We start from the raw sequence: 25,225 nt of genomic DNA on the forward strand, positions 1-25,225 counted from the left end.
ATGGCGTTGCCAGTCAACTCGTCGCGTCCATTCGCTCCATCATTGCTCGCGTCTGCTCGACGCCCAACGCGCAGCGCATTGCGAGCCTCATCACGATCACGCTCCAGAGCGCCACTAGAAGAATGTCCCAACCGAATCCGATCACACCGAGTCCGCCACCGACGCCGCCGAGCCACGACAATAACCAGATGCCCCCAAACCACGGCAACAGCCACGCAATGTTGTTCCAGCCGAAGTCTTTCGCCGCTTTGCGCAAGACGATGTGGTAGTACGCCGCGTAGAGTACGAAACCGATCGCCACCAGCGCAAACAGAAAGGTGTTCGTTGCAAAGCCAGTCCAATATATTACGAGGTTGCTGCAGATAAATGCGACTGGCGCCAGCACGGGCGCGGCCCACATGCGAAATGGACGATGCAGTTCCGGAAGGTTACGGCGCAACACCAGCAACGCGACCGGACCAAGACCATATGTCAGCACCGTAACCGACGTAATGTAGTCGACCATCTTCTGCCATGCAGGAAACGGCAGCAGGAAAATGGTGCCAACCACCCACATCACGAGAACCGCCAGCCATGGCACCTTGTTGCGGTTCAGCCTTGTCAGCACGCGGGGACCTGCCTCCATTTCGCCCGTAGCAAAGAGTACGCGCGATCCGCCGGTTACATACATCAGCCCCGTGCCGCCAGGCGATATATAGGCGTCGATATAGAGAAGCGTCGCCATCCAGCCGAGCCCGAGCGTCGCGGCAAGTCCAGCGAACGGTCCCATTTCCCCCTTGAAGCTGAGGCGTGCCCATCCGTGCGCGAGATCGACCGGCGACAGCGCCCAGATAAAGGCCACTTGCAACATGATGTAAACCACTGCAGCGAGCACGACCGAGCCAATCACGGCTAGCGGAATGTCGCGATGTGGATTGGCCGTTTCGCCGCCGAGGTCGATCGCAGTACGGAAGCCCAAATAGCTGAAAACGATACCTGCTGCGGGAAGTGCCGTGAACATGCCGGAGAGCTTGTAGGTGTCAGGCGCCGCACGCACGACATCCCAGTGGGTGCTCGCTGCCATCAAGCCGACGATGGTCAGTATCGGCACCAGAATTTTCCACCACGTAATGGTTGAATTGACGTTGAGCAGCCATCTGATCACCATCAGATTCAGCAGCGCGGTTATTCCGAGCAAACCGGCGCACACGAAGAAGCCCGCCAAACTCAGCACCCCGGCGGAGCCAGGACGGATCAGCCATGGCAGATAGTTGCTTGCATAAGTGACGATTGCTTCGGCTTCGACTGCAGGCACCGGGACATAGGCGAGGAAGAGCAGCCAGCACCACAACCTTCCAAGTCCGTCGCCATGGCTCGCGTGGCTCATATGAACCAGCGCCCCACTACGAGGAAAAACGGCGGCAAGCTCCGCGAAACATAGCGCAATCAGCATGATGATGACAGCGCCAAGCGCCCAACTGCCTATGCTCAACGGACCGGCTATTCTCGATGCATGGTAGGCGCCGAACAGCCACCCTGAACCAATCATGCTAGTGGTGCTTGCGAACAGCAACCCCACTATCCCAGCATCGCGACGCAGTTTGCCCGATAGCGTCAGGTCGGAAATCGTGCTCATTTCTGGTCTCCTTGCGCCTGCCCCGAAGTTCGGCTTTGAACCGGCGTTGCGCGAAAGAGGCGGTGCGCATCCGCGCACCGTCATACATGAACGGCTCACCCTGAACGCTTCGACCGCAAAGACGGCGATAAAATTCCCGCCGTGAGCCGAAGCAACAATTAAAGGGCTTGGAAATGCCTGTGCGCTTCGACGAGCGTTAGTTCACACTGTGCCATTTCATATTCGTGGCATGGCTTCATGCGATTCAAGCATCGTCGAGCATGCGCCAATCGCTCGCACTGGCCCCGGCCAGAGTACGCACACGAGCTTCGTCGCGCGCAAGTTCTCGCGCGGATCCGGAAAAAACGACCCGACCATCGTCCAGCACGCAAGCCGCGTCGGCAATCTCGACAGCCGCTCGAACGTTCTGCTCAACCAGAAGCACCGACATGCCTTCGGCGCGCATTCTGACGATAACATCAAACACTTCCCGCACCATCAGCGGTGCGAGACCTTGAGACGGCTCATCGAGAAGCAGTACGCGTGGGTTGAGCAGCAGGCCGCGTGCGATCGCGAGCATTTCCTGCTCCCCTCCGGAGAGTTGCCGGCCCTTGCTGTTCCGACGCTCGCGTAACCGGGGAAAAAGCTCAAACACACGTGCGATCGTCCAGGGACCGGTGCGCCCGTTGGGCACAAGCAGATTTTCTTCCACGCTGAGACCCGCGAATATGCGCCTACCCTCCGGCACATATCCGACACCGAGCGCCGCGACCCGGTCTGGCGGCCAGCCGGTCGTTTCGCGGCCTAGAATGTTCACCCTTCCCGCGCGTGGCCGGGTCAACCCCATCAGGCTTCGCATGGTTGTCGTCTTGCCGGCGCCGTTGCGCCCTACCAGGGCGACAATCTGGCCGTCGTCAACGTCCACCGATACGCCATGCAGAATGTGGCTCTTGCCGTACCAGGTCTGCAGTCCCTCGGCAATCAGGGCACTCATTTTGCTGTTCCCAGATAGGCTGCTTGCACGGCTTGATTGCCGGAGATTTCTTCGGGCGTTCCTTCTGCCAGAATCCTGCCTTCGGCGAGCACCATGATGCGCTGTGCCAGCTGGAAGATGACGCGCATGTCGTGCTCGATCAGAATCATCGTCAGCGATCGATCGCGGTGCAGGCGTCGTATCAGTTGCGTCACGTCGTAGGTTTCCTGATCTCCCATCCCCGCGGTCGGTTCGTCGAGGAGCAGGAGCCTGGGTTCGAGTGCGAGCGACATGATGATTTCCGTGGCTCGCTGGTCGCCAAGCGACAATTCACCCACCAACCGGCGCGCACGCTGCTCGAGTCCGCCGAGCACGAGCAATTCTTCCAGCCGCTGGTTGACGGTCGCGCGCGCCGCCCTCGATAGCCACGGCGAGAGCCTGTGCCCGGCCCGAAGTTCGACCGGAATCCGCAGATTATCGCGAACGGACAACTCAGGAAAAACTTCCGTAATCTGGAAAGTCCGCGCCATTCCCATGGCAACGCGGCGATGAGGCGCAAGCCGGGTCACGTCGCGTCCGTCGAACACGATACGCCCCGACGTAGGCGGAAAGAACCCACTGATCAGATTGAAGAACGTCGTCTTTCCTGCACCGTTAGGTCCAATTACCGCGCGAAGCTCACCGGCTTCCACAGTCAGGCAAACATCGCTAACCGCGCGAAGATTGCCGAACCGGTGAGATACGTGATCGACTACGAGCAGGCTCATGACCGCCCCCCGCCCGTCCGGATGCCCAGCACGCCACGGGGAAAGAACAGAACGACGAGGATGAACAGCAGGCCGATAAACGACATCCAGTTCTCAGTCCGTGTGGAGATGTAATCCTGAACCAGCACGAAGACGGCCGCGCCGATCAGCGGTCCCCACAACGAGCGCATTCCCCCCAGCACGGCCATGATCACAAAATCGCCTGACTGGTCCCACCGCAGATCATGCGGATCGGCGAAGTTGTTGAGCAGCGCGTACAAGGTACCGGCAAAACTCACGAAAAAGCAGGAGATCACGAACGACAGCCAGATATGCTGCTCCACCGGCAGCCCCAGGAAGCGCGCCCGTTTTTCGTTCTCGCGTATCGCCAGAAGCGTACGGCCAAACGGAGAGCGCAACAGCGCAGTCATGACGCCAACCGACACGGCAAAGCAAAGCAGAACGAAATAGTAAAACACGGTGCTGTTGCCAAGAATGTCGATTCTCTGCTGGCCAAAGTGGAGAGGCATGCGATGCCATCCGGAGAGTCCATCGTCGCCGCCAGTCACGGCGTTCCAGCGAAAGGCGACGAAGTAGAACACCTGGCCGAATGCGATCGTCGCCATCGCGAAATAGACGCCCCGAAGCCTGGCAATCAGCGCGCCGATGAGCGCCGCCGCCAGCGTGCCGGCCGCGACCCCAATGACGATACCAAGCGGCGTATTCGGCACCAGATAACGGATCGTCATACCAACGCCATACGCGCCGAGACCAAAATATGCCGCGTGACCGAACGACAACACGCCAGTAAAACCGAGTAGAAAATTGAGCGCCATCGCCGCCAATGCCATTACTACTACGCGTGTACCAAGTGCCGTATAGCCGCCGAGCCAGGTGATCCAGTACGGCATGGCTGCGAGCGCCAGCCAGACCGCCGCATCCCCCGCGAGTTGCAGTGATGATCTCACTGGACCCTCCCTTCCTCACCCAGCAGTCCGCGCGGACGTACGAGCAGCACTAGACCCATCAGGACGTAAATCACCGCTTCGGTCGCGGACGGGAAAAAGACAGAAGTCAGGCCAGAAGCGACGCCAATGAGAATGCCGCCGAGCAGCGTACCCGGCAGGCTGCCCAGTCCCCCGACGATGATCGCAACGAAACTCGGCATGATGAGCGAATCCCCGATTGTCGGTTGCAGTCCGAGCATGCCGGCTGCCAGTACGCCAGCCAGCCCCGCGAGAAAGATGCCGAGGCCGAAATTCATGCTGCGAAGCCACCGTACATTCACGCCCAGTGTCGCGACCGTTTCGAGGTCTCCGACACCAGCGCGGATACGAATGCCGGATCGAGTGAACTTCAGGAACATGAAGAGCGCCGCCACGACGATCACAACCAGAACGACCATGAACACACGATAGCCCGTTAGAAAGAAGAACGAGGACGTCAATGGCTGGTTCAGCGCGTCCGGAATCTGGTATGGCAATGTCTGAGGCCCCCAGATATAGCGGCTACCGTCCTGCAGCAGAAACGCGAGCCCGAACGTGAGCAGCAGACTGTATAGGGGATCTCTTCCATACAGCCGGCGAATCAGTACCCGCTCGATCAGCAGTCCGAGAGCAGCCGTCAGCAAGGGTGCAATAACAAGCGCCGCCCAAAAGCCGACATACGGCATGATCGTGTAGGCGAGGTAAGCGCCGATTGCCAGGAATCCGCCGTGCGCGAAGTTGATGACACCGCTCAGATTCAGGATCAGCGACAGGCCAAGCGCCATCAGCGCGTAAAACGCGCCAATGACGATACCGTTGAAAACGTTGAACAGGATCAGTTGCGTCATACCGTTACCTGTGCTGCCGACGTCCGCTTCCGATGTCCCGGCTCATCGGTCGCGCGGCCGTTGCGGCAGCGCGACATCATTAGGCACTCAGCCCCCTGTCTGGCTCCCCGAACCGGTCATGCCCATGTGAGACGGCAGCCGGTTTCGCCGACCGGCAGCGCCGCGTCGATGCCCTTTACCAGTTGATCGACGTGGAATAGATCATCAGGTCTAGGTCCCTGCGCTACCGCATGTCCCACATAGAGATCCGGCATGAGCTGATGGTTGCCGGCCCGATAGAACGGTGTGTCCGGCATCAGCCCTACGTCCGGCGGCAACTTGAAGCCTTCGAGCGCCCGTGCCAGTTTCACCGCGTCAAGCGTCTTCTCCTGATTAGCGACGAGTGCAACGCTATTGACAGCGACGTGCCCGAACCAGTGTCTGGCAGTCGGCACTCTCCCGGCCTTCTTACGGATGCCGGCCACGTATTCCGCTACGTGGGGTACGTTGGGCTGGTCCCAGTACCATTCGAATACCCACGTACCGATTCGCGCATCCGGCGGCAAGCCCTCGAGCACCTCCAGTTCCTGCTGCGCCCCGGCGATGTGGAAACGCTTGTTAAGGCCGAACTGCACCGCCTGCTTAAGCGAATTGACAGCATCCTGACCTGCGGTAAGAAACAGGATGACGTCAGGATCGGCAGCCTGCGCCTTGATCAAATATGACGAATAGTCGGTGGTGCCAAGCGGCGCCAACGCGGCTCCAGCCTCCACCCCTCCGAACTTCTTCAGGCTCGCCTCGAAGCCGAGTTGCAAGGTGTGGCCAAATGCGTAATCGGGGGTGATGAAAAACCATTTTTTTCCGTACCGGTCGAACAGGACCTTCGATACCGAGTTGGTTTCCATCCTCGTCGTATTGCAGACCCGAAAGACGTTCCAGTGACAATCTGTACCGGTCACGGCGTCGGTATGCCCACCCGTCACAATATGCAGTGTTTTCAATTCGTTTGAAACCTGCCCGATCGCAAGCGCCATAGCCGAGTTGACATTGCCAAGCAGGAAGTCCACCTTGTCACGTTCGATCAGCTTGCGCGCCTTCTGTACAGCAGCGCCAGTATCCGCGCTGGTGGAATCCTCCACGATGAGCTGAACCGGACGACCCAATATGCCCCCGCGCGCATTGATCTGATCGATCGCGTATTCGCAACCCATTTGCTCGTTCTTGCCGAGTTCGGCATAGGTACCTGTCAACGGATCGTCGAGCCCGAATTTGATTGGAACCTCTCCGCGCGCCTTGATGATGAAGGGTGCGCCGATCTGCGCAATTCCGGCTGCGGCAGCAGCCTTCAGTACGAGCCGGCGATGCCGTCGGCCCGCGGTCGATAGTCTTCCCATTTCGGTCTCCCACAGAATGGACACGTCCGAGCAATGCTCGCGCTCTCCTCCTGGGAAAGCTGGGTCCGATTTCTACGCTTCGGATTTCCAACGCATATCAAATGTTAGTGCACGATATGACATAATTCCATGAGAGGTAACGAAACCTCTGAGTGCCAGCCGGTCTATCGCGGTGATTCAACGCACACCGGCGCGGTGCGCGGGTAAAGCGCTTCAGTAAATGTCCCGGGATGCGCATGAAAGAGACTCGGGAAAACCTCCACTCTGAAGAACCCTTCCTCCATTGAGGCATCTGGAACAACCCCGATGCTCGCGCCGGGTGTTGGGAGATCTGGCAGCATCGTAGGCAGTGGTCGCGCTCGCAACCGATTCGCTTGTCAAAGATTGCGCCAAAGCGAAGGCAAAATTGTGGGACCACATCGGCGTTTCGTGCGCGGCGTCCGTTACAGAGATGGCCGATTTCGAATGGGTGAGCTCCCCTCCGCAATCAGGCAAGACGAGCCACGGCCCTCGCTACCGCGATTGAGTTGATTAATCGAGGCTCGAAGCCCCGAAACCCAACGCGCTGAGTGCGAAACTTCCTGCGCCAAACGCATTACGTGACGGCGTGTACGCATCGTCAAACGCCAGGATTTCGCCGTGCGCTGCCAGCGATATGTCCGCCAAAGAAGACCGGGAATACGGATCGGCGCGCTCCGGATACCATGGTGTCGTTGGAGAGGATACTGCCTCAGAGGTCGAGCCTCTGCTCGAAGACCTCATCTTGGCCCATGGACCAGAGGAATCCAGCGGCACTAACTCGTCCAGCATACGATCACCTGTCATCGCGTTCACGCTGCCGCAAATGGCTGTCGCGACCAACAGCACGGCCTTGGTGAGCTTGCGAAGGAGTTTTGATGAGTCTGGCGCAGACTTCATGAATGATCGCTGTGTCACTTCAGAATTCAGACGTTTGGAACTTGCCGCGTCACGGCACAGTCGCTGCATGATAGCGGGTGGCCTCTGCCAAATAAATCTATGTTTACTCCCTATCTGCGAGTGCAGCGCACCGATGGATCCCGCACCCGGTGCTCCCTATTGATCATCGCGATGACAATCACGAAGGCCTTGCCAACCCGGAGATGACGCCGATCAGCAGCACCGCGACGGCGAGCAGACCGGGCATGTAATTGCCTACTTCGATTGCGCCGTAATGATCACGCCGCTCATGCGTGCGTCGAAGCTGCGGGTCAATTCCTTGATGGCAAAGACCGCGTTCACAAGCGGCGCATTGAACGCCGCCGACAGACCTGCGGGGGCGCCGGCGAACGCGAGCCTGTGCTCGAGATCGACGCCGCGGATGGTCCGAAATCGCGCGCGATGGAAGTGCCGCAGGTTAAGCATCAGCGATGCGCCGACGTGGATCGTCGGCACGCCGCAATGTGTCACAATCTGCATCAATCAGATGCGCTTCCAGCACTGCGACGAGAGCGGTGACCAACGGCCCCACCCAGAAGATTCCATAGTGGAACCAAAGCCGCCGAACATCTTGCAGCGTTCTTCTGTCCAGGACGCGGAAGAAAGTGGCAGACGGTTTCAACGTCAGATAGGGATCAACGCAAAAAAAGCCCAGCCGTGAAGCTGGGCGGAGGGGAATCGCCTTCTGTCGCCTGAAAACGAGTGGGCTTGCTGCCGGACCATACGCCATAACATGCAATATCGGCACGCCAGATCCCACACCACTAGCCCCTAGAATAAGCACGTTGTGACATTTATTCAAGCGATTCCTGCACCTTTTTCGTAAAGCCAGGAAGGGGGAACACGGCAGAAGTTCATTCAGATGACCTTCGCGAGATAACGGCGGCTGCTCCGATGGCGGCATCGCCTGGGAAAATACGGAGGCACACCACGCAAACGCCACATAGACTTCAAGACGTCGCTTCCCTCAACGTACTGCCCTGCTCCACGTCGTCACTTTTCTGGGAGATGGTATGGACGCCTCCCTCCCGCGTCGGATAGGAGAGGCAGTAGGAACGGCGGAGCCCTCGCTATACCCGACGGCATCAGAGTGCCAAAGTGGTGGTGTCAAAACGACCAGGAAGGGTAAGGAGGGCTCGAAATGAAGACTACGACATTTGGCGTGGACCTGGCAAAGCGGGTCTTTCAGGTGCACTGGGTAGACATGGACACAGGCGAGATCAACCGTCGTCAGCTCAAGCGCGAACAGCTCGTGACGTTCTTCGCGAAGCAGGCGCCCGCGCTCATCGCGATGGAAGCGTGCGGCAGCGCCCATTACTGGGCACGCCGCTTCGCGAGCTTCGGTCATCAAGTCCGGCTCATTGCGCCGTCATTCGTCCGACCGTTTGTGAAGCGCAACAAGACCGATGTGGCAGACGCGCAGGCGATCTGGGAAGCTGCACAACGGCCGGAGATGCGTTTCGTCGCTGTGAAGAGCGAAGCGCAGCAAGCGGTGCTGACGCTGCACCGCGTGCGCGCACAACTGCTCAAGATGCGTCGCATGCAGATTAACCAGACGCACGGCTTGCTGTACGAGTTTGGCGCGGCAGTGCATCGCGGCTCGCACAGCATGAACGACGCGGCCCGCATGCTTGGCGAGCTGGCCGACGCTTTGCCCGCCATGGTCATCGACACGCTTCGCGAACAACTGCAGCGTATCGAAGCGCTCACGCGCGACATCCGTGCCATTGAACACCGGCTCGCAGCATGGTTGCGCCAGGACGAAGGGGCCACGCGGCTCGCCGCCATTCCGGGTGTGGGCCTGCTCACGGCGACTGCCGCCATTGCCACCATCGGCGAGGCGAGTACGTTTCGCTCCGGGCGCGAGTTCGCCGCGTTCCTCGGTCTGGTGCCACGGCAAAGCGGCACGGGAGGTCGTGTCAAGCTGCTGGGCATCAGCAAAAGAGGCGACGTGTACTTGCGTACCTTGCTGATTCACGGCGCGCGCGCAGTGCTCTCGCATCCGAAGCGCCTGAGCGACGCGCTGCAACGTTTGCTCGCGCGACGACCGTTCAATGTAGTGGTCGTCGCGCTCGCAAACAAAACGGCACGCACGATCTGGGCGCTGCTTGCCCACGCTCGAACGTACCAATCTGGTTACGTGGCTCACGCTGCGTAGAAGATCAACTAACTATGGAGACGTGGTCGCTAATAGGTTGCGCAGGTTGATATACATGTGATGGCGAAACAGGTCGGACCGCGGGGAAGCAAACCTGAATTCTGTCTTGTCCTTCGAGGACTCGCAGGAGATGAGGACTTCCCCGGCAGATTCCATCAGGGCCAGCGGATCACCATCCGCACCACAGGCCGGATATAAGTCTGCAACCTCATCCTGTCCGTCACACACCGAATATCACCTGGCAAACCGGGAGGCGTCCATATAAGACAGAATGAAAAAATGCACGATCCGGCTCACGTTCGTGATGCTCGCGCTGCTCGCCGGATGTCATGAAACGAAAACGCCGCAAACGGTCACATCGAGCGGCCAGGCTGCCAATGCGTCGGCGCTCAGTACCAGTCCCTCGACGATCGACGAACTGAACAATCCCAACAGTCCGCTTGCAAAGCGAAGCATCTATTTCGATTTCGACAGCTATACGGTCAGGGATGACTATCAGGCGCTACTCCAGGCACATGCGGACTATCTGCGCCGGCATCCGTCCCAGCATGTGCTGATACAGGGCAACACCGACGAGCGCGGCACCACCGAATACAATCTCGCCCTGGGCGAGCGGCGCTCGCAGGCCGTCATGCGTGAGTTGGAAACGCTTGGCGTGCCCGGGACGCAACTGGAAGCCGTCAGCCTGGGCAAAGAAAAACCGGTTGCGCTGGGGCACGACGAGGCGTCGTGGTCGCAGAATCGCCGCGCCGACCTGGTGTACCGCTAATCGCGCGGCGCACGACGCGCGGACCAGTTCAAAGCCCGAAGTACCAGAGCCGCACGTCCTCTTCCTCCGACCATATCTGCACGTCCAGCATCTCGTCGAATTCGACCGGCTCGCCGCGGTACATGCAGCAGAACCCGCGCTCGGTGCGATAGACGATCACCCACTCGCGCGGGTCGCGGGTTGCGTCGGGCGAACGGTCTTCCCGTGTGCTCCCGGAATCCGCAAGGTGCGCCGCGGCCTTGAGCCGCTCGCGCAACGTCCGCCACTCAGTTTTCAGCTTCACGGTCGCTCACCTTGAGACCCCTGCCGTGCACGGCATACGAAGCGTCGTTGACGCGCACGGATTGCATCGACGTGGAGGTCCTTCCGCGAGCCCGGGGCTGGAAAATATCGATACTGCGGGCGACGGCGTCCGCAATATGCTCCTTCGCAATCACGCCGGACACGTCGAACGCGCCATCGACAGCGGCATCGACGAGGACCACGGCCATCACCGCGCGGCGCTGCCGGAGTTCGCTGATCACTTCGAACGCCGCATCGGATCGCTTCACGACGATGAAGTTGCGATGCGCGAGTTGCCCGATCGTGACCGTCGGATTGTCATGGCTGACCGCGCGGCGCAGGCCGGTGTTGATGCGCAGCACGCCGTACAGCATGCCTGCCTTCGTGACGACGATGTGCCGGAACGGCGCGACGCCCATGCGATCGAGGAGATCGCGAAACGGGACGTCCGCGTCGAGCACCAGTATGTCGGCCTCCATGATCGCCCCCGCGTTCTGCACGAGAAACATATTGGCGTGCAACGCATCTGGAATGACATGACCGCGCCTGACGAGTTTCATCGTGTAGATCGTCTCGCGCGAGAGGAGCCGGCGGGTGCCGATGCTGAACGCAACCGCAAGTATCATCGGCAGCACGATGTCGTAATCGCGCGTCATTTCGAAGATCATCGCCACTGCCGTCATCGCGGCACCCGTGCCGCCCGCGACCACCGCCCCCATGCCGACCATCGCGAATGCAGGCACGCTGACCGGAGCGGCCGGCACCAGCAGATGGAACAGGGACGCCAGTGCGGCGCCCAACGTCGCGCCGATGAACAGCGACGGCGAGAACACGCCGCCCGACGAGCCGGAGCCGAGGCTAACCGACGTCGCGGCCATCTTGCACAGCGCAAGCAGCAGCAGGAATAGGCCACCTTGCAACTGTTCATTGAGCGTCGCCTGGATCGTGGCGTAGCCCACGCCTTCCACGTAGTAGTGGCCTGCGTAGCGCATCAGCAGATACATCATTACGCCGACGAACAGCATGCCGAGCGCGTGGCGCGCAAAACGCCCCGGAACGCGATCGAAGGCGTCCTCCGCCCAGTGCAATCCGCGAATCAGAAACGCGGCCGCCACGCCGGCCACGACCCCGAGCAGCGCGTAAAGCAGCAGCGTGAAGCCGCTCGCGAGATGGTTATCGAGCGCTCCGAGTTGAGGGGGAACCAGGAAAGCCGCTGCTCCGCCAAGGAACAGCCGTCCCACGAACGTGGCAGTGCCCGTTGCCAGTGCGACGGGCAGAAAAGTCCCCACGCTGATTTCCGGCATCATCAGCTCGGTCGCGAACAGTACGCCGCCGATCGGCGTATTGAACGTCGCGGCAATGCCGGCCCCCGCGCCGCTCGCAACGAGAATGATCCGCTGACTGGCGGGCATCCGCAGCCACTGACCCAGCGTCGAGCCCAGTGCCGAACCGATCTGGATGATCGGACCTTCCCGGCCCACCGCCGCACCGGTGCCGATCGCGATGGCCGATGCGAGCGACTTGACGACCGCCACGACCGGACGGATCACGCCGCCCCCGAAATAGATCGCGTCCATCACTTCTGGCACGCCATGCCCTTTTGCTTCCGGCGCGAAGCGGCTTACCAGCCACGTGACCACGAAGCCGCCTGCTACCGGCACGAGAATCACCCATGCGCCCCACGGCGACGGCGGGGTAAACTGGCTCGCGTCGTAGAGCGGCGAAAGGCGTCCGAGAAACGCCGCATTATGGATAGTGCCGATCAGCATCCTGAACACGACCGCGCCAAAACCGGTCACGATCCCGAGGCAGAACCCCAGCATGCTCATGCGATAGAGGTCGAGCGGCTTCACGACTTCTTGCGCGTTTTCAGGAGGCGCCGAATCTCCTTCCTTGCCGTCGAGCTTCGTGGGGGCCATATCCCGCTTCTCCTCGCATGACAACACCGCGTCATCGTTCGGCGCGGGGGCCTCGATCGGTCCCATGCACGCAATACAAGGTCCACGCAGAAAGAAGCCGAGCGGTCTTGGGGGGATGATCGAACATCGCACCGCCCGCCTGAATCGGTCGGTGCGACCGGGTAGACAGGCCTCGGCAATCATGTCATGCCGTGCCATGCACTATAGTCCTATCAACGCGTGTTCACCAACCTTGACGCTCGTGGCGATACGGAACACCCACCGTTCACCGCATCCAGATCCGGCGCGGGCACGCAATCCATCTGATACGATTTTGCGCTGTCACCCCGTCACGCCGCATTGCCGGTGCGCCTTGCGATAGAGCAACAGGATTTCAGCAAGGCTGCAGAGAATCCGGTTTCAGGCGCCTGGTCCATGTTCCGAACGAGACAGGTAGCAAAGTGAAGCAAACATCACCGCACATCCGGGTCGGCATGCCCAACAAGCAGGATCTCGAAGCCATGTCGGCATTCCGTTACCAGTTACGCAGGTTCCTGCGGTATTCGGAAGAAATTACTCACGCGGAAGGAGTCACGCCTCTGCAATATCAGATGCTCCTTCACGTCAGGGGATTTTCCGAGCGCTCCTGGGCCAGTATCGGCGAACTGGCTGAACGGTTGCAGGCAGCGCCCAACGGCACCGCGGCGCTCGTGTCCCGCTGCGAAGCCGCCGGGCTCGTCGAGCGTCGCCCCGACGCTTCCGACCGGCGACTCGTGCAGGTCCACCTGACGGAAAAAGGCGAGCGGTGCCTGTTGAAGCTCGCGATGCTGCACAAGCGGGAAATCGAGTCATTCGGTTGGGCGCTGGGGCGGTTTCAGGTTCAACAGACACCATTGGTTGGCGGAGCGGCCAAATCGCCAGATTGGTGATCATGCAGCGGCGCCAGGGATGAGCATTCGTCGACGGCCGGCGCGCCAGCGACGATCTCCGCGTGCCAGCCCTTTGGCCCGTGTCCGTACGACCCATTCTCAAGACATCCAAGACCGCTTGGGCTAATGGGTGATTACCCTCGCACGGACGCGCCAGAAGCTTTCAGGCCTGCCTTAATTGGGGCGATCGTACTTGTCACGCCAGGAGCGGCGCCTGTGGCGCGAAGTCCGCTGGATGACATTTTCCGATGGACGCGAGTGGTTCGACGCCCCTCAGCGGCCACCGCTCGCCGCTTCGTGCGCAGCCGCACTGGACGCGCCTTACGATTCGGCGGCACGTTCGACAGGTGGCCGAAGTGCCTTGCTAAATGCCCTATCGTGCGCTAAAAAATATTTACTTCCTTCGCGTGTCTACTGGCCGTCCGGCCAATGCCATGGACGCCCCCACTCCAGCGAGCACGACTGTCCATGAGTCTTCTTGAGCTCAGAGGCGTTTCCAGGCATTTCGGCGCCATTCAGGCCCTGACCGACGTGACGCTCAGTCTGGAGTCAGGTCAGGTCGTGGGGCTCATGGGCGATAACGGGGCCGGGAAATCGACTTTGGTGAAGGTCGTCGCCGGCAACTTTCCACCTTCGCACGGCGAAATTCTCATCGATGGAAATCCCGTGCATTTCAACAAGCCGGTCGACGCGCGCGCGCGCGGCATCGAAGTCGTCTATCAGGATCTCGCGCTCTGCGACAACCTGACGGCAGCCGCCAACGTTTTCCTTGGCCGCGAACCGCGGGTCGGGTTCGGGCCTATCCGCGTGCTCGATCACGCGACCATGTATCGGCGTGCGGGTGAACTGTTCAAGGCACTGAAGTCCGAGACGCGTCCGCGCGACCTCGTCAGGCAAATGTCAGGGGGGCAGCGGCAGGCGGTGGCCATCGCCCGCACGCGCCTCTCGGAAGCGAGGCTCGTTCTCATGGACGAGCCGACCGCCTCGATCAGTGTGCGCCAGGTCGTCGAGGTGCTCGATCTCATCAGACGCCTGTCCGAACACGGTATCGCCGTCATCCTCATCAGCCACCGCATGCCTGACGTATTCGCCGTCGCCCACCGGGTGGTTGTCATGCGGCGCGGGCGCAAGGTCGCCGACAAGAAGACCGAAGAGTCCTCCCCGGAAGAAGTGACCGGACTGATCACCGGCGCCATCGCCGCTGCCTGAAACTGCCTCGCATCGGAGCCACCACATTGAACGACGCGCCGCGAAGGCCCCCTACAACCCCGCCATTGCTCGATGATCCACAGTCCGCGAGGACGCATACTCGCTGGTCGGGAATGCTCGCAAGCCAGGTGTTCTGGGTCGTGCTGGCAACGATCGTCGCCTGTATCGCCCTGTCTTTCGCGACCTCGACCTTCGCGACCTCCGAGAATCTTTTCAACGTTACGCGAAACTTCGCCTTCGTCGCCATCGTGGCGCTGGGAATGATGGCGGTGATCGTCACGGGCGGCATCGACATTTCGGTTGGCTCGACGATCGGCATCAGCGGTATCGTGCTCTCGGTCGTCATGAACGCGGGCTACCCGATCTGGGCCGGTATCGGCATGGGACTACTGACCGCCGGGCTGGTCGGCCTCGTCAACGGCTTGCTCATCGCGTATCTCGGCATGCAGCCTTTCGTCGTGACGCTCGCCATGCTGAGCGTCGGCCGCAGCCTCGCACTCGTGATCTCCCGCAGCCGGACCATTTTCGATTTCGGCCCCGACGGGAGCAAGCTCCTCGCGCTCGGCGGCGGCGCGACGCTCGGCGTCGCCAATCCGGTGTGGTTCCTGATCCTGCTTGGGCTGTTGTTCTGGTTCGCGTTCGGCTGGACCCGCTGGGGCCGCTATGTGTTCGCGATCGGCGGCAACCGTCATGCGGCGACTCTCACCGGCGTACCGGTGCGCCGCATCGTTTGTTCCGTCTACATGCTCTGCGGCCTCATGGCGGGCGTCGCGGCGATTCTCGAAGTCGGCTGGCTAGGCGCGGTGACGACAGGCCTCGGCACGGGGGACGAACTGCGCGTGATCGCTGCTACCGTGGTCGGCGGGACCAATCTGATTGGCGGGGTTGGCAGCGCCTTCGGCACGATCGTCGGCGCGGCGCTCATCGAGGTCATCCGCAACAGCCTGATCCTGCTCGGCGTCGACGCGTTCTGGCAGGGCACGGTCGTCGGCAGCTTCATCGTCGTCGCGGTGCTTTTTAACAGGCTCGGTGGCGAGCGGCAAGGAGATTGAAATGTCGTTGGACGCGCCGGCCGCTTCCCGGCCGGTGCCGCGGGAAGCGGGTGCGGCCGGATCAGGCGCGGAACTGCCGCACGCATGGGTTCACAAGACCGCGAGGATCCGCTCCAAGGCCGAGTTCCGATTTCGGGCCTGTCGTTCGATCGTTAAAGACTGTGTAGGCCCACATGGGCACCGTAGAGCCGGCGCCGAACAGGAGGAAGCAATGAAGAAACTGTGGATGTGTCTTGCCGCGGCTGGAGGACTCGCGATGCTGGCGTCCTCTGGCTTCGCGGCCGATAAGACCCTTGCGCTGGTGGTGAAGGGTCTCGACAACCCGTACTTCGACCTCATGCATCAAGGATGCGAACGGGCGAACAAGGAACTCAACAAGCAAGGCTACAACTGCTACTACACCGGTCCCGCGACCGCCGCGGACGAGAGCGCGCAAGTGCAGATCATCGACGATCTGCTGACCAAGGGCGTCGCGAGCATGGCGATCTCGCCCGCGAACGCGCCGGCTGTGGCGGAGGTGCTGCGCCGCCGCGGCGGATCGGTCCCGGTCATCACCGCGGATGCCGATCTGCTGCCGAAGGATGCGTCACTGCGCAAGGCCTATGTCGGCACCGACAACTACGAACTGGGCGCCAAGCTTGGCGAGCAGTTGAAGATGCTGATGCCGAAAGGCGGCAATGTCTGCCTGGTGATGGGCAATCCGGCAGCGGAGAACATCAACCAGCGGGCCCAGGGCGCGCGCGATGTGCTCTCCGGGAAGAAAGGGATCACGAAGCTCGCTGGCGAGAACGGCTGGCATGAGATCAGTGGCTGTCCGCTCTACGTGAACGACGACGCCGCCAAGGCGAACCAGATGATGCAGGACACGCTGACCGCCCACCCTACCGGTCTCGACGCCTTTCTGCTAGCGGGCGGCTGGCCTCTCTTTGCGCCGCAGGCCTTTTCGCAGGTTGTCGCGCCGATAATGGACAAGATCAAGAACGGCAAGTTCGTGATCGTCTCGGCGGATACGCTCGGGCCCGAACTGCAAGCGCTCAAGGAACACAAGGTGAATGTGCTCGTCGGCCAGCGGCCCGAGGAAATGGGCTACCGCGCCGCGATGGTCATGCGTGACCTCGCGGAAGGGAAGTCGGTACCTCCGGTCATTCACACCGGACTCGACGTCTGCACATGGAAGAACGCCGACACTTGCCTGAAGCATTGAAGGCCGGCGGCCCACATCATCACGATAACGCGGGAGCCGGATCGACACCGAGCCGACTCTGCGCTGCCTCAATGCATCGACGACACCATTTGCCTGCTCTTCCTGAAAGAGGCCGGGCGCGGCATTGAACACCAATAGCGCGCCGACAATGCACGCTTCGACACGTTCGCCGTTGATGCGCATCGTTAACCTCGCCTTAAGTTGCCCAGGAGTACGCTGATTACATGAGAAATCCCATGGCTCGAAGCATCGCTCCGGTTTGTTCAGTCATCCCAAACATGACTTCGCCAAGCATCAGATAAGCTTCGCATCCTGGACTTCTCTCACGTTCTTCTCATTGCACCGCAGGGTTTTGACGTTGGTCAAATGACCCGGCGTCTCCGCATTCGAGCAACCACAGGCCAGCTCGCCTGAGCGAATCCTGCACGGCGAGAACCGAGTCCCAAGGAAATTCATGGACCGAACCTCCTTATGAGCGCCAGTAGCCCATCGTTCGTCTCCTGCAAATCACAGCTTTTGAGCCAAATGTCGCTGGGTCGCGATAACTAAACAGAGCGTCTTGAATAATGCAGCATAATCTTCGCAAAATCTCGTTTGACCTGATCCAGTGTCGGAAACAGGCCTCGACGACCTCAAGCCCTTCGACGAGCGTGGAAAAGTAGCGGTTGCGCAATTCGCCAGTGGCGTGCCGCGATCGCGGCGCGGCTGACAGAATGGCACCGGCCATTTCGTACAGCAGGAGATTGTCTGAGTGAGACCCATCTCCTTCCGATAAAGTAGGCGTCTAGCATGAGTGAATCCTTCACACCTCTGTCATGCATTTGCGCGCCCAAAACGACGTTCGCGCGCCCGATATGATGCGAGTGCGGCATCAAGCGCGGCGTCGTCAAAATCTGGCCAGAATATGTCGGTGAAGTAGAGTTCAGTGTACGCGAGCTGCCATAGCAGGAAGTTGCTGATGCGCTGCTCACCTCCGGTCCGGATCAGCAGATCGGGTTCCGGCGCGTACGCCATCGCCAGATATTGCGCGAAGCTGGCTTCGTCGACCGGCACGGCGTGACCATCGACGGCACTCCGTGCGGGTAGCTCGCTTATAGCGTGAAGGATATCCCAGCGACCGCCGTAATTCGCCGCAATGGTCAGCGTCATACGTGTATTGTGGGCGGTTCTGATTTCCCCTCGCTTCACGAGCGCCCGAAGGTGCGCATCGAACGCCGATAGATCACCAACGACGCGCAAGCGGATGCCATTCTTGTGCAACCGTGCCGTTTCACGCTGTAGCGTCGCCCCGAACAGACGCATCAGGAACGACACTTCGTCCTCCGGCCGGCGCCAGTTCTCCGAACTGAATGCAAACAGCGTCAGGAATTCGACGCCGCGCCGCGCGCAGCCCTCGACGATCGCGCGGACCGCTTCGACACCCTTGACGTGACCGGCCACTCGGGGCAGCCTGCGCTGCGCCGCCCAGCGGCCATTGCCGTCCATAATGATTGCAATGTGCCGCGGCACATCGGTCACGGCCGGTACGCTAACGGTCGAACTTTTATGGATCATGGGAACCGCCGCGAGTCAGGCGGAACACGAAAGTCCCCGAAGGTCATGAAGGTGCCCCTGGACTCTTTTCCTGGTGATCAACTCGACCGCCACCAAATCACGTGGACATCGGCTGGGCCACCGGACGAAATGGACAATCGTATGGTATGCAGACGAAACTGAAAGGATGCTTAAGACGGAGATACTCTCCAGGCTTTGTTCACGTATTGGCAGGTTTAAGGGGGCCCGGCGATGATTTCGTTCATGAAAGCAGCCGCCCAACAGAACGATACCGCCGTCGACAACCCGCTCTCCTATGTTGGCTATCGATTTCCACCCGACGTGATCAGCTACGCGGTGTAGTGGTATACCGTTTCCCGCTAAGAGTCGTTAATACAACCTGGACAGCGCGGCTGGGCCCAGACGCCATATCCTGGCAGGATGACAAGACGAAAAATAAGCAACGAGATCTGGGCGGCGCTGGAGCCGCCAGGCGATGCGACAGCTGCGTGAGCCACTCACGCCTTTCCCTGTGATAAGTATCGCGGTTGTAGACGCCGATGATTCCGGGCTGTACGTGGCCGAGGACTGCCTCGGCAATATCGTTGGGACATCCCAGCGTTGCAAGAAGCGTCCGAGTTGCGCGTCGAAGGTCGTGGGCGGACCAATGCGTGACGGGCAAGCGCGGGGGGTGTCCGGAATTTTGTGTAAACGGGTTGAGGCTTAACCCGGCACCAGCCGCTCTTCGAACTGGATCGTGAAGCGGTTCAGTGCGGCCTTCCAGTCGCGGATCGGCATCGTCCACTTCTTGCTGATGTTGTTCAGGAAGACGACCAGCATCAAGCGCGTAATGCCAGGCGCTACCCAGTTCCATGCGAAGGCGCGAGGCGAGCACCGGCGTCGACCGGTACGACTCGAGGAAATCGAAAGCCTGGGCGCGTGTGACGGCTGTGACGCGCATATCCCCTATAGGCCCCAGCTTCGCCTTGAATATACGTGCGACCTCGACCGCTCCCTTTGTCTTCCGATTTACTTCTACATACCCTTCCAGATAGTCGCGGCACCGCTGTCTGACGGTGTAATCGCCTGGGTGCGCAGCCGCTGATTCCCGTTCTCCGCAGTGTCGAAGGTTCGGCTCCGGAATCGCGTTCGACGCGCTTCGTTTGCCACGCAGCGATCGCTGCGGCAAATGAGGTCGACGGCCACTCACGAGCTTCACCTGTCGCATGCGACCGTCGATCGGCGACTTATAGCGATACCTCCATGACTTGCGGCTCGTTGAAGCATGGTAGGCGTAGGCCTGGAAATCCCTCAAACGTCATGTGCTTGCCGCTCGGCAGCTTGGCCACGGCACGTGCATCAAAGCGCATTCTTCCCTCGGCGCAGGTTTTCTGCATAACGGCACAAAAACCTATGCCAGCATCACAAGTTTGGGTAAGCGGAGACACGCATCGACACACGAACCGACGGGCCTGAGCCGCTAATATTTTTCTTAAAATTCAGTTACTTGCAGTATATCCCGGGAAGGCTTTGGGCTTGCCGAGACAAGCCTGAAAACATGGCTATTCATTCTCGTCGAAGTAATGCCCGAACTTCAGCTGCTTCGTGCGGATATACCGCTCGTTTTCCTCGCGCATCGGAATCGCGAGCGCGACACGCTCGCACACCGGAATGCCGTGCTTCGACAGCGTGTCGAACTTTTCGGGATTGTTACTCATCAGCCGCACCGACGTGACCTTCAGCGTGCGCAGGATGCCCGCGGCCGAATCGTATTCGCGTGAATCGTCGGGCAGGCCGAGATCGAGGTTGGCTTCGACGGTATCGCGCCCCTGCTCCTGCAGCGCATACGCGCGGATCTTGTTGGACAGACCGATGCCGCGTCCTTCGTGGCCGCGCAGATACAGCAGTACGCCGCAACCCTCTGCTGCGATATAGCGCAGCGCGAGATCGAGCTGCTCGCCGCAGTCGCAGCGATAGGAGCCGAGCACGTCGCCCGTCAGACATTCCGAATGCAGGCGCGTCAGCACCGACGACTGGTTGGCGACATCGCCCATCACGAGCGCGAGATGTTCGGCGCCGCTGTCGACCACGCGAAACACATAGGAAGTGAACGTGCCGTAGCGCGTGGGCAGCGTGGCGGTGGCGTCGAGCACGACGCATTCGCCGGTGACGGCGCCGTCCGCTGCGGGCGATGGATCCTGAGACGTGAGCATGGCGTTGAACAATGGTGCTGGCATGAACCCGGTCGAGCCGGGGATAAGGTGTGGACTGCGAGTTTACCGCTAATCCGCATGCAGCACGTGGATGCCCCTTCGCTTGCACGGGACGCTGCCCCGCGACAAGCCGCACCCGGCACACGCGCATCACGCGAAACACGAGCCCGAGACCCGAAACAAGCCCGCGCGGACCGCGTCAATCCAGCGCGCATCGTCCGGCGCGCCCGAGGTATTCCCGGTGTACCGCGGGCGCACGTCGCGCCTATACTGGTATCGCCTGTCCCTCACGACAGTGCGCCACTTCGGCGTGCTGCATTGCGAAACGGAGCCGCTCCATGACAAGCGTTGCACAGCTTCTTAAAACGAAACCGAACCCCTCCGAGGTCTACACGATCGGCGCCGACGATTCCGTCTACGAGGCGATCCGGTTGATGGCCGAGAAAAGCATCGGCGCGCTGGTGGTGACGGACGGCGACAGCATCGCCGGCATCATCACGGAGCGCGACTACGCGCGCAAGATCGTGCTGATGGACCGGTCGTCGAAGGCGACGCCGGTGCGCGACATCATGAGCAAGGCGGTGCGCTTCGTTCGTCCGGACCAGACGACCGAAGACTGCATGGCGCTGATGACCGAGCGGCGCATGCGTCACCTGCCTGTCATCGACAACGAGAGGCTGGTCGGCATGGTGTCGATTGGCGACCTCGTGAAGGACATCATCGCGGAACAGCAGTTCACGATTCAGCAACTCGAGTTCTATATTCACGGCGAACGGCTCTGACAGGCAGCACGGTTTTAGCTGAGCGACACCGCATCGATCATCCGCGCGGGACCAGGCGCAAAAAAAGCCCAAACCTCTAAGAGCTTGGGCCAAGCTACCTTGCGGCAGCGGAGGTTCCTTCGGAAAGAGGAACGCTACGCGCGCGGATCACACGCTCTCGGGCGCATGAGTGCGGCGCGCTCGTTTGAAACAGTACCGGGTATGAAACGCTGTGTGCGCCGTCAAACGACGCGCACACAGATTCTGCTGCCTGCTTAGTTACCGAAATTAGTTACCGAAATTAGTTACCGAAATAGACGCTCTTCGGGCCGCTCATCGGCTGCTTCATGCCGCCCGCCTGGGTCGATCCGCTCATCGGCGCGCCGTAACCGCTGGTATCAGCGCTCGGCTGGGTTTGCGCGACGGTCGGATTTTGCGCCTGCACGCGCTGCTCGGCGGCCTGGATGTCGGCCGGATATTTCGGGTCGCTCGAGGTCGCCGGGTTGTAGCCCGCGTGCTCCAGCTGGATCAGTTCGCTGCGGACTTCCGCGCGGGTGACCGGCTGCTGGCTCGACTGCGCGAACGATACGACTGGCGCGGCGACAAGGGCCGCAATGGCAACTGCCTTGATCAGCGATTTCATGGTGACTTCCCTCCAATGTGGTTTTATCTGCATCGCCGACACCTCGGTGTCCAGCGAATGACTTGAGTCTAGTCACCGCAGCGCCAAGGGAAAACCCTTAATTTCGAGATAGAAAATTGCTCGGTTCGCAACGATCTCGGGAAATATCGTGGAACCGCCTCCGTTAGCATGATCTTCGGGGTAACAATTGCCCGGATCGTCACCTTTGCGTCTGATGTTTCCGAAATACGTCTGATCGAAGAAAAAATTCGCCCGCACGCACGCCGAAACGTCTGAATCGATGTACGCGCGTAGCTGCGACGTCATGCGCCCGAATGCGGAATCGTCAGTAGCTTGCGCGGGCCGCTGACGAACGCGCTGCCCGGCTCGAAAAATCGCAACGGACGGTGCATCTCGCGCGACAGGCCGATGCGCGTCGTCACGCCGATCGGCGCGTCGCCAGTCTCGATCACGCCGATCCATAGCCCCCGCCCCGTACACAAATCGCGGCCGTCGAGCGCCTGGCCGATGCCGAACGCCACCGTCAGCCGGCCGGGTCCGCGCGCAAGATCGCGCAGCGGCACGCCGGGACGGCGCGCTTCCATCAGCGCGAGTCCTTCGAGCGGTTCGATCGCGCGCAGCAGGATGCCGGCGCCGACCTCCTCCGCTTCGGACGACATGTTGAGCATGTAAGACACGCCGTAGGTGAGCCGCACATAAGCATGACCGCGCGCGAGGAACATCGACCCGTTGTACGGACGACGTCCGATGAACGCATGGCTCGTCGAGTCGCCGAGCGGATACGCCTCGGTCTCGACGATGCGTCCGCTCAGGCGTCCTTCGGGCAGATCGTGCACGAGATATTTGCCGACCATGAAGCGCGCGAGTTCCACGGTATCGATCGGCAGATCCTCGCGGCGCAACGGTCGGATCGGAAGAGCTTCGTTTCGCATGCGCTGGGTGTCCTTGAGTCGGTGCTGAAATCGGTGCTGAAACCTACGGCCTCGCGACAAGCGCGCAGTCGCCCCACTCCCACGTCATCGACCGGTTGCGCTCGACAAATTCGTTGTACCGAAGCCTCATTTTCTGCGCCATGGAAGTCAACATGGCACCAATTGTTGTATTGTGTTCATCCGGCCGGTCACACGGCCGTTTGCATGTTTCGGCGCGCGCTTCGCGGCTCGCTGAAACCGCGTGTCGGCTGAAAGCGTTCGCAGACTGCTGTACCTGTTCCATTGGCATTGAATCCCGCCGTACCCGCTGGTGTAAAAAAATCGACCCCATCCGGGGATCGACGTTCTACGACAACAGGAGATGGTTGAATGAAAGCATTCTCGGCAATCAAGATGATCGGCGGCGCGCTAGTCGTTCTCGCTTCCCTCAACGCGTACGCGCAAAGCAGCGAGGCGGCCGCGACCGCAGCGCCGGCGGCAACGGCACCGACCACCAAGCAGACTCGCGCGGCTAATCGCGCGCTGCAGAAGAAGGTCCGCGCGACGCTCGCACGTACGAAGGGCCTGACCGTCGGCAACATCACCGTGCGCGCACGCGAAGGCGCCGTCACGCTGGAAGGCTCGGTGCCGGAACAGGCTCAGATCGAACTCGCGACGAACGCCGCTCAAGGCGTGGCAGGCGTGACGTCGGTGAAGAGCGCACTGTCGATCCGCGCCATGGGCCAGTAATCCGGTCGAACGGCCGAAGAAGTTGCGGTAACAGCAGCAAGCTGGCGTCGACGGCGGAAAGCTCCGCCGCGACGCCAATTCCCCCTCCGATGCAGCGCTCGACACCATTGCCTCACGGTGCGGCCATCGCACCATCCGACGCGGCGATTCCCCGCGCCCCCGAAACCGCGATATTTTCAATGCGCTACGCGCGTCGCGATGACGACCCGACCGCGTGGCGACGGCTTCTCGTAACGAGTTATCCCCGATAATTTAATAGCTTAACGTCACTTGTTAAGATATTACTTCAGGTTCACATACGCACCGAAAGGAAGGCCGCATGACTTCGTCCGCGACCGTCTTGCCTCGTTGGACCCTCGTCGCGCCGATCGTTAGCTGGATCGTGCTCGCCGCCGCCTACGCGATGCCGGGCAACACGCTGCTGCTCGCACTGGCCGGCATGTCGCTATGCGCGGCCGTGTTTGCCGCCGTGCATCATGCCGAAGTGGTCGCGCATCGCGTCGGCGAGCCGTTTGGCACGCTGGTGCTCGCGGTCGCCGTCACGGTGATCGAGGTGGCGCTGATCGTCTCGGTGATGCTGACGTCCGGTCCCGAGAAAGCCGGCCTCGCGCGCGATACGGTATTCGCGGCCGTGATGATCGTCTGCAACGGGCTCGTCGGGCTGTGTCTGCTGGTGGGCGGCATCCGCCATCTGGAACAGGACTTCCAGAGCCGCGGCGCGGCGGCCGCGCTGGCGGTGCTCGCATCGCTGTCGGTACTGACGCTCGTGATGCCGAATTTCACGACCACCAGCCCCGGGCCTGTCCTGTCGCCGTCGCAGCTCGCGTTTGCCGGCGTGTCGTCGCTGGTGCTGTACTGCGTGTTCGTGTTCGTGCAGACGGTGCGCCATCGCGACTACTTCCTCGCCGGCGTGCCCGACGAAGACGTCCATGCCGAGCCGCCCGGCGCGCGCCTCGCAGCCATCAGCGGCGCGCTGCTGCTCGTGAGCCTCGTCGCGGTCGTGCTGCTCGCGAAAGTGCTGTCGCCGGTGGTCGAGTCAGCGGTGCTGAGCGTGGGCGCGCCGCCAGCGGTGGTCGGTATCGTGATTGCGTCGCTGGTGCTGTTGCCGGAAGGACTCGCGGCGCTGCGCGCGGCGCGCGCCGACCGTCTGCAGACCAGCCTGAACCTCGCGCTCGGCTCGTCACTGGCGAGTATCGGCCTGACCATTCCCACCGTCGCCGGCGTGTTCCTGTACATCGGTCAGCCCATCGTGCTCGGCATCGATGGCAAGGACATGGTGCTGCTCGCGCTCACGCTGGTGGTCGCGACGCTGACGCTCAGCACCGGGCGCACGACGATTCTGCAAGGCGCCGTGCATCTGTCGCTGTTCGCGGCTTATCTGTTTCTGTCGTTCGCGCCGTGACGCGATGCCTTATCCGGCACGGGCGGACGGCAAC

At 61.1% G+C, this 25,225-nt stretch carries 23 protein-coding genes; 9 read left to right on the forward strand and 14 right to left on the reverse strand.

The features are described 5' to 3' along the window. Positions 1-13: 13 nt before the first annotated feature. From OKW26_RS12690 to OKW26_RS12725, 8 genes are all read right to left on the reverse strand, one after another. Positions 14-1,699 carry an APC family permease gene (locus tag OKW26_RS12690; RefSeq protein WP_429353828.1) on the reverse strand — a complete coding sequence of 562 codons (1,686 nt, stop codon included), beginning with the start codon at positions 1,697-1,699 and terminating at the stop codon, positions 14-16. Between the two features lie 160 nt (positions 1,700-1,859). Next, entirely contained in the window at positions 1,860-2,588 is a 729-nt protein-coding gene (locus OKW26_RS12695) for an ABC transporter ATP-binding protein (protein WP_429353829.1), read from the reverse strand. Further along, positions 2,585-3,334, reverse strand: a complete 750-nt coding sequence (locus OKW26_RS12700; RefSeq protein WP_429353830.1) for an ABC transporter ATP-binding protein — start codon at positions 3,332-3,334, stop codon at positions 2,585-2,587. The genes OKW26_RS12695 and OKW26_RS12700 overlap by 4 nt, the downstream gene beginning before the upstream one ends. Continuing rightward, positions 3,331-4,224, reverse strand: coding sequence for a branched-chain amino acid ABC transporter permease (locus OKW26_RS12705; RefSeq protein WP_260321477.1), 894 nt, complete (start codon positions 4,222-4,224; stop codon positions 3,331-3,333). Before OKW26_RS12705 ends, OKW26_RS12700 begins: the two co-directional genes overlap by 4 nt. A gap of 53 nt (positions 4,225-4,277) precedes the next feature. Further along, a complete protein-coding gene (locus OKW26_RS12710; RefSeq protein WP_429353831.1) occupies positions 4,278-5,147 on the reverse strand; it encodes a branched-chain amino acid ABC transporter permease in 870 nt (289 codons plus the stop codon). A gap of 116 nt (positions 5,148-5,263) precedes the next feature. Beyond that, positions 5,264-6,520 carry an ABC transporter substrate-binding protein gene (locus OKW26_RS12715; RefSeq protein WP_184069005.1) on the reverse strand — a complete coding sequence of 419 codons (1,257 nt, stop codon included), beginning with the start codon at positions 6,518-6,520 and terminating at the stop codon, positions 5,264-5,266. Positions 6,521-7,051: 531 nt separating this feature from the next. Next, positions 7,052-7,438: a hypothetical protein gene (locus tag OKW26_RS12720; protein WP_184069008.1), complete on the reverse strand. Its 387-nt coding sequence runs from the start codon at positions 7,436-7,438 to the stop codon at positions 7,052-7,054. A gap of 255 nt (positions 7,439-7,693) precedes the next feature. Continuing rightward, positions 7,694-7,957, reverse strand: a complete 264-nt coding sequence (locus OKW26_RS12725; protein WP_429353832.1) for a chloride channel protein — start codon at positions 7,955-7,957, stop codon at positions 7,694-7,696. A 661-nt stretch (positions 7,958-8,618) separates the two neighbouring features. Here OKW26_RS12725 and OKW26_RS12730 point away from each other — a divergent pair. Both OKW26_RS12730 and pal read left to right on the forward strand, forming a co-directional pair. Then, positions 8,619-9,635, forward strand: a complete 1,017-nt coding sequence (locus OKW26_RS12730; protein ID WP_429353833.1) for an IS110 family transposase — start codon at positions 8,619-8,621, stop codon at positions 9,633-9,635. Positions 9,636-9,906: 271 nt separating this feature from the next. Beyond that, entirely contained in the window at positions 9,907-10,404 is a 498-nt protein-coding gene (gene pal, locus OKW26_RS12735) for a peptidoglycan-associated lipoprotein Pal (RefSeq protein ID WP_184067238.1), read from the forward strand. 28 nt (positions 10,405-10,432) lie between these two features. Here the strand turns inward: pal and OKW26_RS12740 are convergent, their stop codons facing one another. Further along, complete coding sequence (locus OKW26_RS12740; protein ID WP_429353834.1) at positions 10,433-10,687, reverse strand: hypothetical protein; 255 nt, start codon at positions 10,685-10,687, stop codon at positions 10,433-10,435. Then, positions 10,671-12,605 carry a chloride channel protein gene (locus OKW26_RS12745; protein ID WP_429353835.1) on the reverse strand — a complete coding sequence of 645 codons (1,935 nt, stop codon included), beginning with the start codon at positions 12,603-12,605 and terminating at the stop codon, positions 10,671-10,673. The genes OKW26_RS12740 and OKW26_RS12745 overlap by 17 nt, the downstream gene beginning before the upstream one ends. A 473-nt stretch (positions 12,606-13,078) precedes the next feature. Between OKW26_RS12745 and OKW26_RS12750 the strand changes: the two genes are divergently transcribed. The 4 genes from OKW26_RS12750 (at position 13,079) to OKW26_RS12765 (ending at position 16,978) form a co-directional block, all read left to right on the forward strand. Then, the gene (locus OKW26_RS12750) at positions 13,079-13,513 is read left to right on the forward strand and encodes a MarR family winged helix-turn-helix transcriptional regulator (RefSeq protein WP_429354232.1); all 435 of its coding nucleotides are present in this window, start codon (positions 13,079-13,081) and stop codon (positions 13,511-13,513) included. Between the two features lie 468 nt (positions 13,514-13,981). Beyond that, a complete protein-coding gene (locus OKW26_RS12755) occupies positions 13,982-14,722 on the forward strand; it encodes an ATP-binding cassette domain-containing protein (RefSeq protein ID WP_184067230.1) in 741 nt (246 codons plus the stop codon). A 113-nt stretch (positions 14,723-14,835) separates the two neighbouring features. Beyond that, entirely contained in the window at positions 14,836-15,774 is a 939-nt protein-coding gene (locus OKW26_RS12760) for an ABC transporter permease (protein WP_090805964.1), read from the forward strand. 7 nt (positions 15,775-15,781) lie between these two features. Then, positions 15,782-16,978, forward strand: coding sequence for a sugar-binding protein (locus tag OKW26_RS12765; protein ID WP_429353836.1), 1,197 nt, complete (start codon positions 15,782-15,784; stop codon positions 16,976-16,978). Positions 16,979-17,791: 813 nt separating this feature from the next. On the opposite strand, the gene uppS is transcribed toward OKW26_RS12765, so the two are convergent. Further along, on the reverse strand, positions 17,792-18,532 hold the full coding sequence (uppS, locus tag OKW26_RS12770; protein WP_184067224.1) for a polyprenyl diphosphate synthase: 741 nt from the start codon (positions 18,530-18,532) through the stop codon (positions 17,792-17,794). Positions 18,533-20,073: 1,541 nt separating this feature from the next. Next, the gene (gene ribA, locus OKW26_RS12775; protein WP_090805969.1) at positions 20,074-20,724 is read right to left on the reverse strand and encodes a GTP cyclohydrolase II; all 651 of its coding nucleotides are present in this window, start codon (positions 20,722-20,724) and stop codon (positions 20,074-20,076) included. A gap of 338 nt (positions 20,725-21,062) precedes the next feature. Here ribA and OKW26_RS12780 point away from each other — a divergent pair, with 338 nt between their 5' ends. After that, a complete protein-coding gene (locus OKW26_RS12780; RefSeq protein WP_184033976.1) occupies positions 21,063-21,506 on the forward strand; it encodes a CBS domain-containing protein in 444 nt (147 codons plus the stop codon). A gap of 280 nt (positions 21,507-21,786) precedes the next feature. Here OKW26_RS12780 and OKW26_RS12785 read toward each other — a convergent pair whose 3' ends face one another. Beyond that, positions 21,787-22,128 carry a DUF4148 domain-containing protein gene (locus OKW26_RS12785; RefSeq protein ID WP_184067221.1) on the reverse strand — a complete coding sequence of 114 codons (342 nt, stop codon included), beginning with the start codon at positions 22,126-22,128 and terminating at the stop codon, positions 21,787-21,789. A 302-nt stretch (positions 22,129-22,430) separates the two neighbouring features. Next, entirely contained in the window at positions 22,431-23,060 is a 630-nt protein-coding gene (locus tag OKW26_RS12790) for a DNA-3-methyladenine glycosylase (protein ID WP_184067218.1), read from the reverse strand. 369 nt (positions 23,061-23,429) lie between these two features. Here OKW26_RS12790 and OKW26_RS12795 point away from each other — a divergent pair, with 369 nt between their 5' ends. Together OKW26_RS12795 and OKW26_RS12800 are read left to right on the forward strand one after the other, a co-directional pair. Continuing rightward, on the forward strand, positions 23,430-23,789 hold the full coding sequence (locus OKW26_RS12795; RefSeq protein ID WP_429333972.1) for a BON domain-containing protein: 360 nt from the start codon (positions 23,430-23,432) through the stop codon (positions 23,787-23,789). A gap of 319 nt (positions 23,790-24,108) precedes the next feature. Then, positions 24,109-25,191 (forward strand): calcium:proton antiporter, encoded by a 1,083-nt coding sequence (locus tag OKW26_RS12800; protein WP_429353837.1) that lies wholly within the window; start codon positions 24,109-24,111, stop codon positions 25,189-25,191. Positions 25,192-25,225 lie beyond the last annotated feature (34 nt).

The organism is Paraburkholderia sp. 32, assembly GCF_050435345.1.
Lineage (GTDB): Bacteria > Pseudomonadota > Gammaproteobacteria > Burkholderiales > Burkholderiaceae > Paraburkholderia > Paraburkholderia tuberum.

What these genes read in the sequence shown, in the direction of transcription:
- OKW26_RS12690 (WP_429353828.1), bottom strand. Translation starts at nt 1,699, where the DNA reads ATGACGGTGCGCGGATGCGCACCGCCTCTTTCGCGCAACGCCGGTTCA.
- OKW26_RS12695 (WP_429353829.1), bottom strand. Translation starts at nt 2,588, where the DNA reads ATGAGTGCCCTGATTGCCGAGGGACTGCAGACCTGGTACGGCAAGAGC.
- OKW26_RS12700 (WP_429353830.1), bottom strand. Translation starts at nt 3,334, where the DNA reads ATGAGCCTGCTCGTAGTCGATCACGTATCTCACCGGTTCGGCAATCTT.
- OKW26_RS12705 (WP_260321477.1), bottom strand. Translation starts at nt 4,224, where the DNA reads ATGCCGTACTGGATCACCTGGCTCGGCGGCTATACGGCACTTGGTACA.
- OKW26_RS12710 (WP_429353831.1), bottom strand. Translation starts at nt 5,147, where the DNA reads ATGACGCAACTGATCCTGTTCAACGTTTTCAACGGTATCGTCATTGGC.
- OKW26_RS12715 (WP_184069005.1), bottom strand. Translation starts at nt 6,520, where the DNA reads ATGGGAAGACTATCGACCGCGGGCCGACGGCATCGCCGGCTCGTACTG.
- OKW26_RS12720 (WP_184069008.1), bottom strand. Translation starts at nt 7,438, where the DNA reads ATGAAGTCTGCGCCAGACTCATCAAAACTCCTTCGCAAGCTCACCAAG.
- OKW26_RS12725 (WP_429353832.1), bottom strand. Translation starts at nt 7,957, where the DNA reads ATGCAGATTGTGACACATTGCGGCGTGCCGACGATCCACGTCGGCGCA.
- OKW26_RS12730 (WP_429353833.1), top strand. Translation starts at nt 8,619, where the DNA reads ATGAAGACTACGACATTTGGCGTGGACCTGGCAAAGCGGGTCTTTCAG.
- pal (WP_184067238.1), top strand. Translation starts at nt 9,907, where the DNA reads ATGAAAAAATGCACGATCCGGCTCACGTTCGTGATGCTCGCGCTGCTC.
- OKW26_RS12745 (WP_429353835.1), bottom strand. Translation starts at nt 12,605, where the DNA reads ATGGCCCCCACGAAGCTCGACGGCAAGGAAGGAGATTCGGCGCCTCCT.
- OKW26_RS12750 (WP_429354232.1), top strand. Translation starts at nt 13,079, where the DNA reads ATGCCCAACAAGCAGGATCTCGAAGCCATGTCGGCATTCCGTTACCAG.
- OKW26_RS12755 (WP_184067230.1), top strand. Translation starts at nt 13,982, where the DNA reads ATGAGTCTTCTTGAGCTCAGAGGCGTTTCCAGGCATTTCGGCGCCATT.
- OKW26_RS12760 (WP_090805964.1), top strand. Translation starts at nt 14,836, where the DNA reads ATGCTCGCAAGCCAGGTGTTCTGGGTCGTGCTGGCAACGATCGTCGCC.
- uppS (WP_184067224.1), bottom strand. Translation starts at nt 18,532, where the DNA reads ATGATCCATAAAAGTTCGACCGTTAGCGTACCGGCCGTGACCGATGTG.
- ribA (WP_090805969.1), bottom strand. Translation starts at nt 20,724, where the DNA reads ATGCTCACGTCTCAGGATCCATCGCCCGCAGCGGACGGCGCCGTCACC.
- OKW26_RS12780 (WP_184033976.1), top strand. Translation starts at nt 21,063, where the DNA reads ATGACAAGCGTTGCACAGCTTCTTAAAACGAAACCGAACCCCTCCGAG.
- OKW26_RS12785 (WP_184067221.1), bottom strand. Translation starts at nt 22,128, where the DNA reads ATGAAATCGCTGATCAAGGCAGTTGCCATTGCGGCCCTTGTCGCCGCG.
- OKW26_RS12790 (WP_184067218.1), bottom strand. Translation starts at nt 23,060, where the DNA reads ATGCGAAACGAAGCTCTTCCGATCCGACCGTTGCGCCGCGAGGATCTG.
- OKW26_RS12795 (WP_429333972.1), top strand. Translation starts at nt 23,430, where the DNA reads ATGAAAGCATTCTCGGCAATCAAGATGATCGGCGGCGCGCTAGTCGTT.
- OKW26_RS12800 (WP_429353837.1), top strand. Translation starts at nt 24,109, where the DNA reads ATGACTTCGTCCGCGACCGTCTTGCCTCGTTGGACCCTCGTCGCGCCG.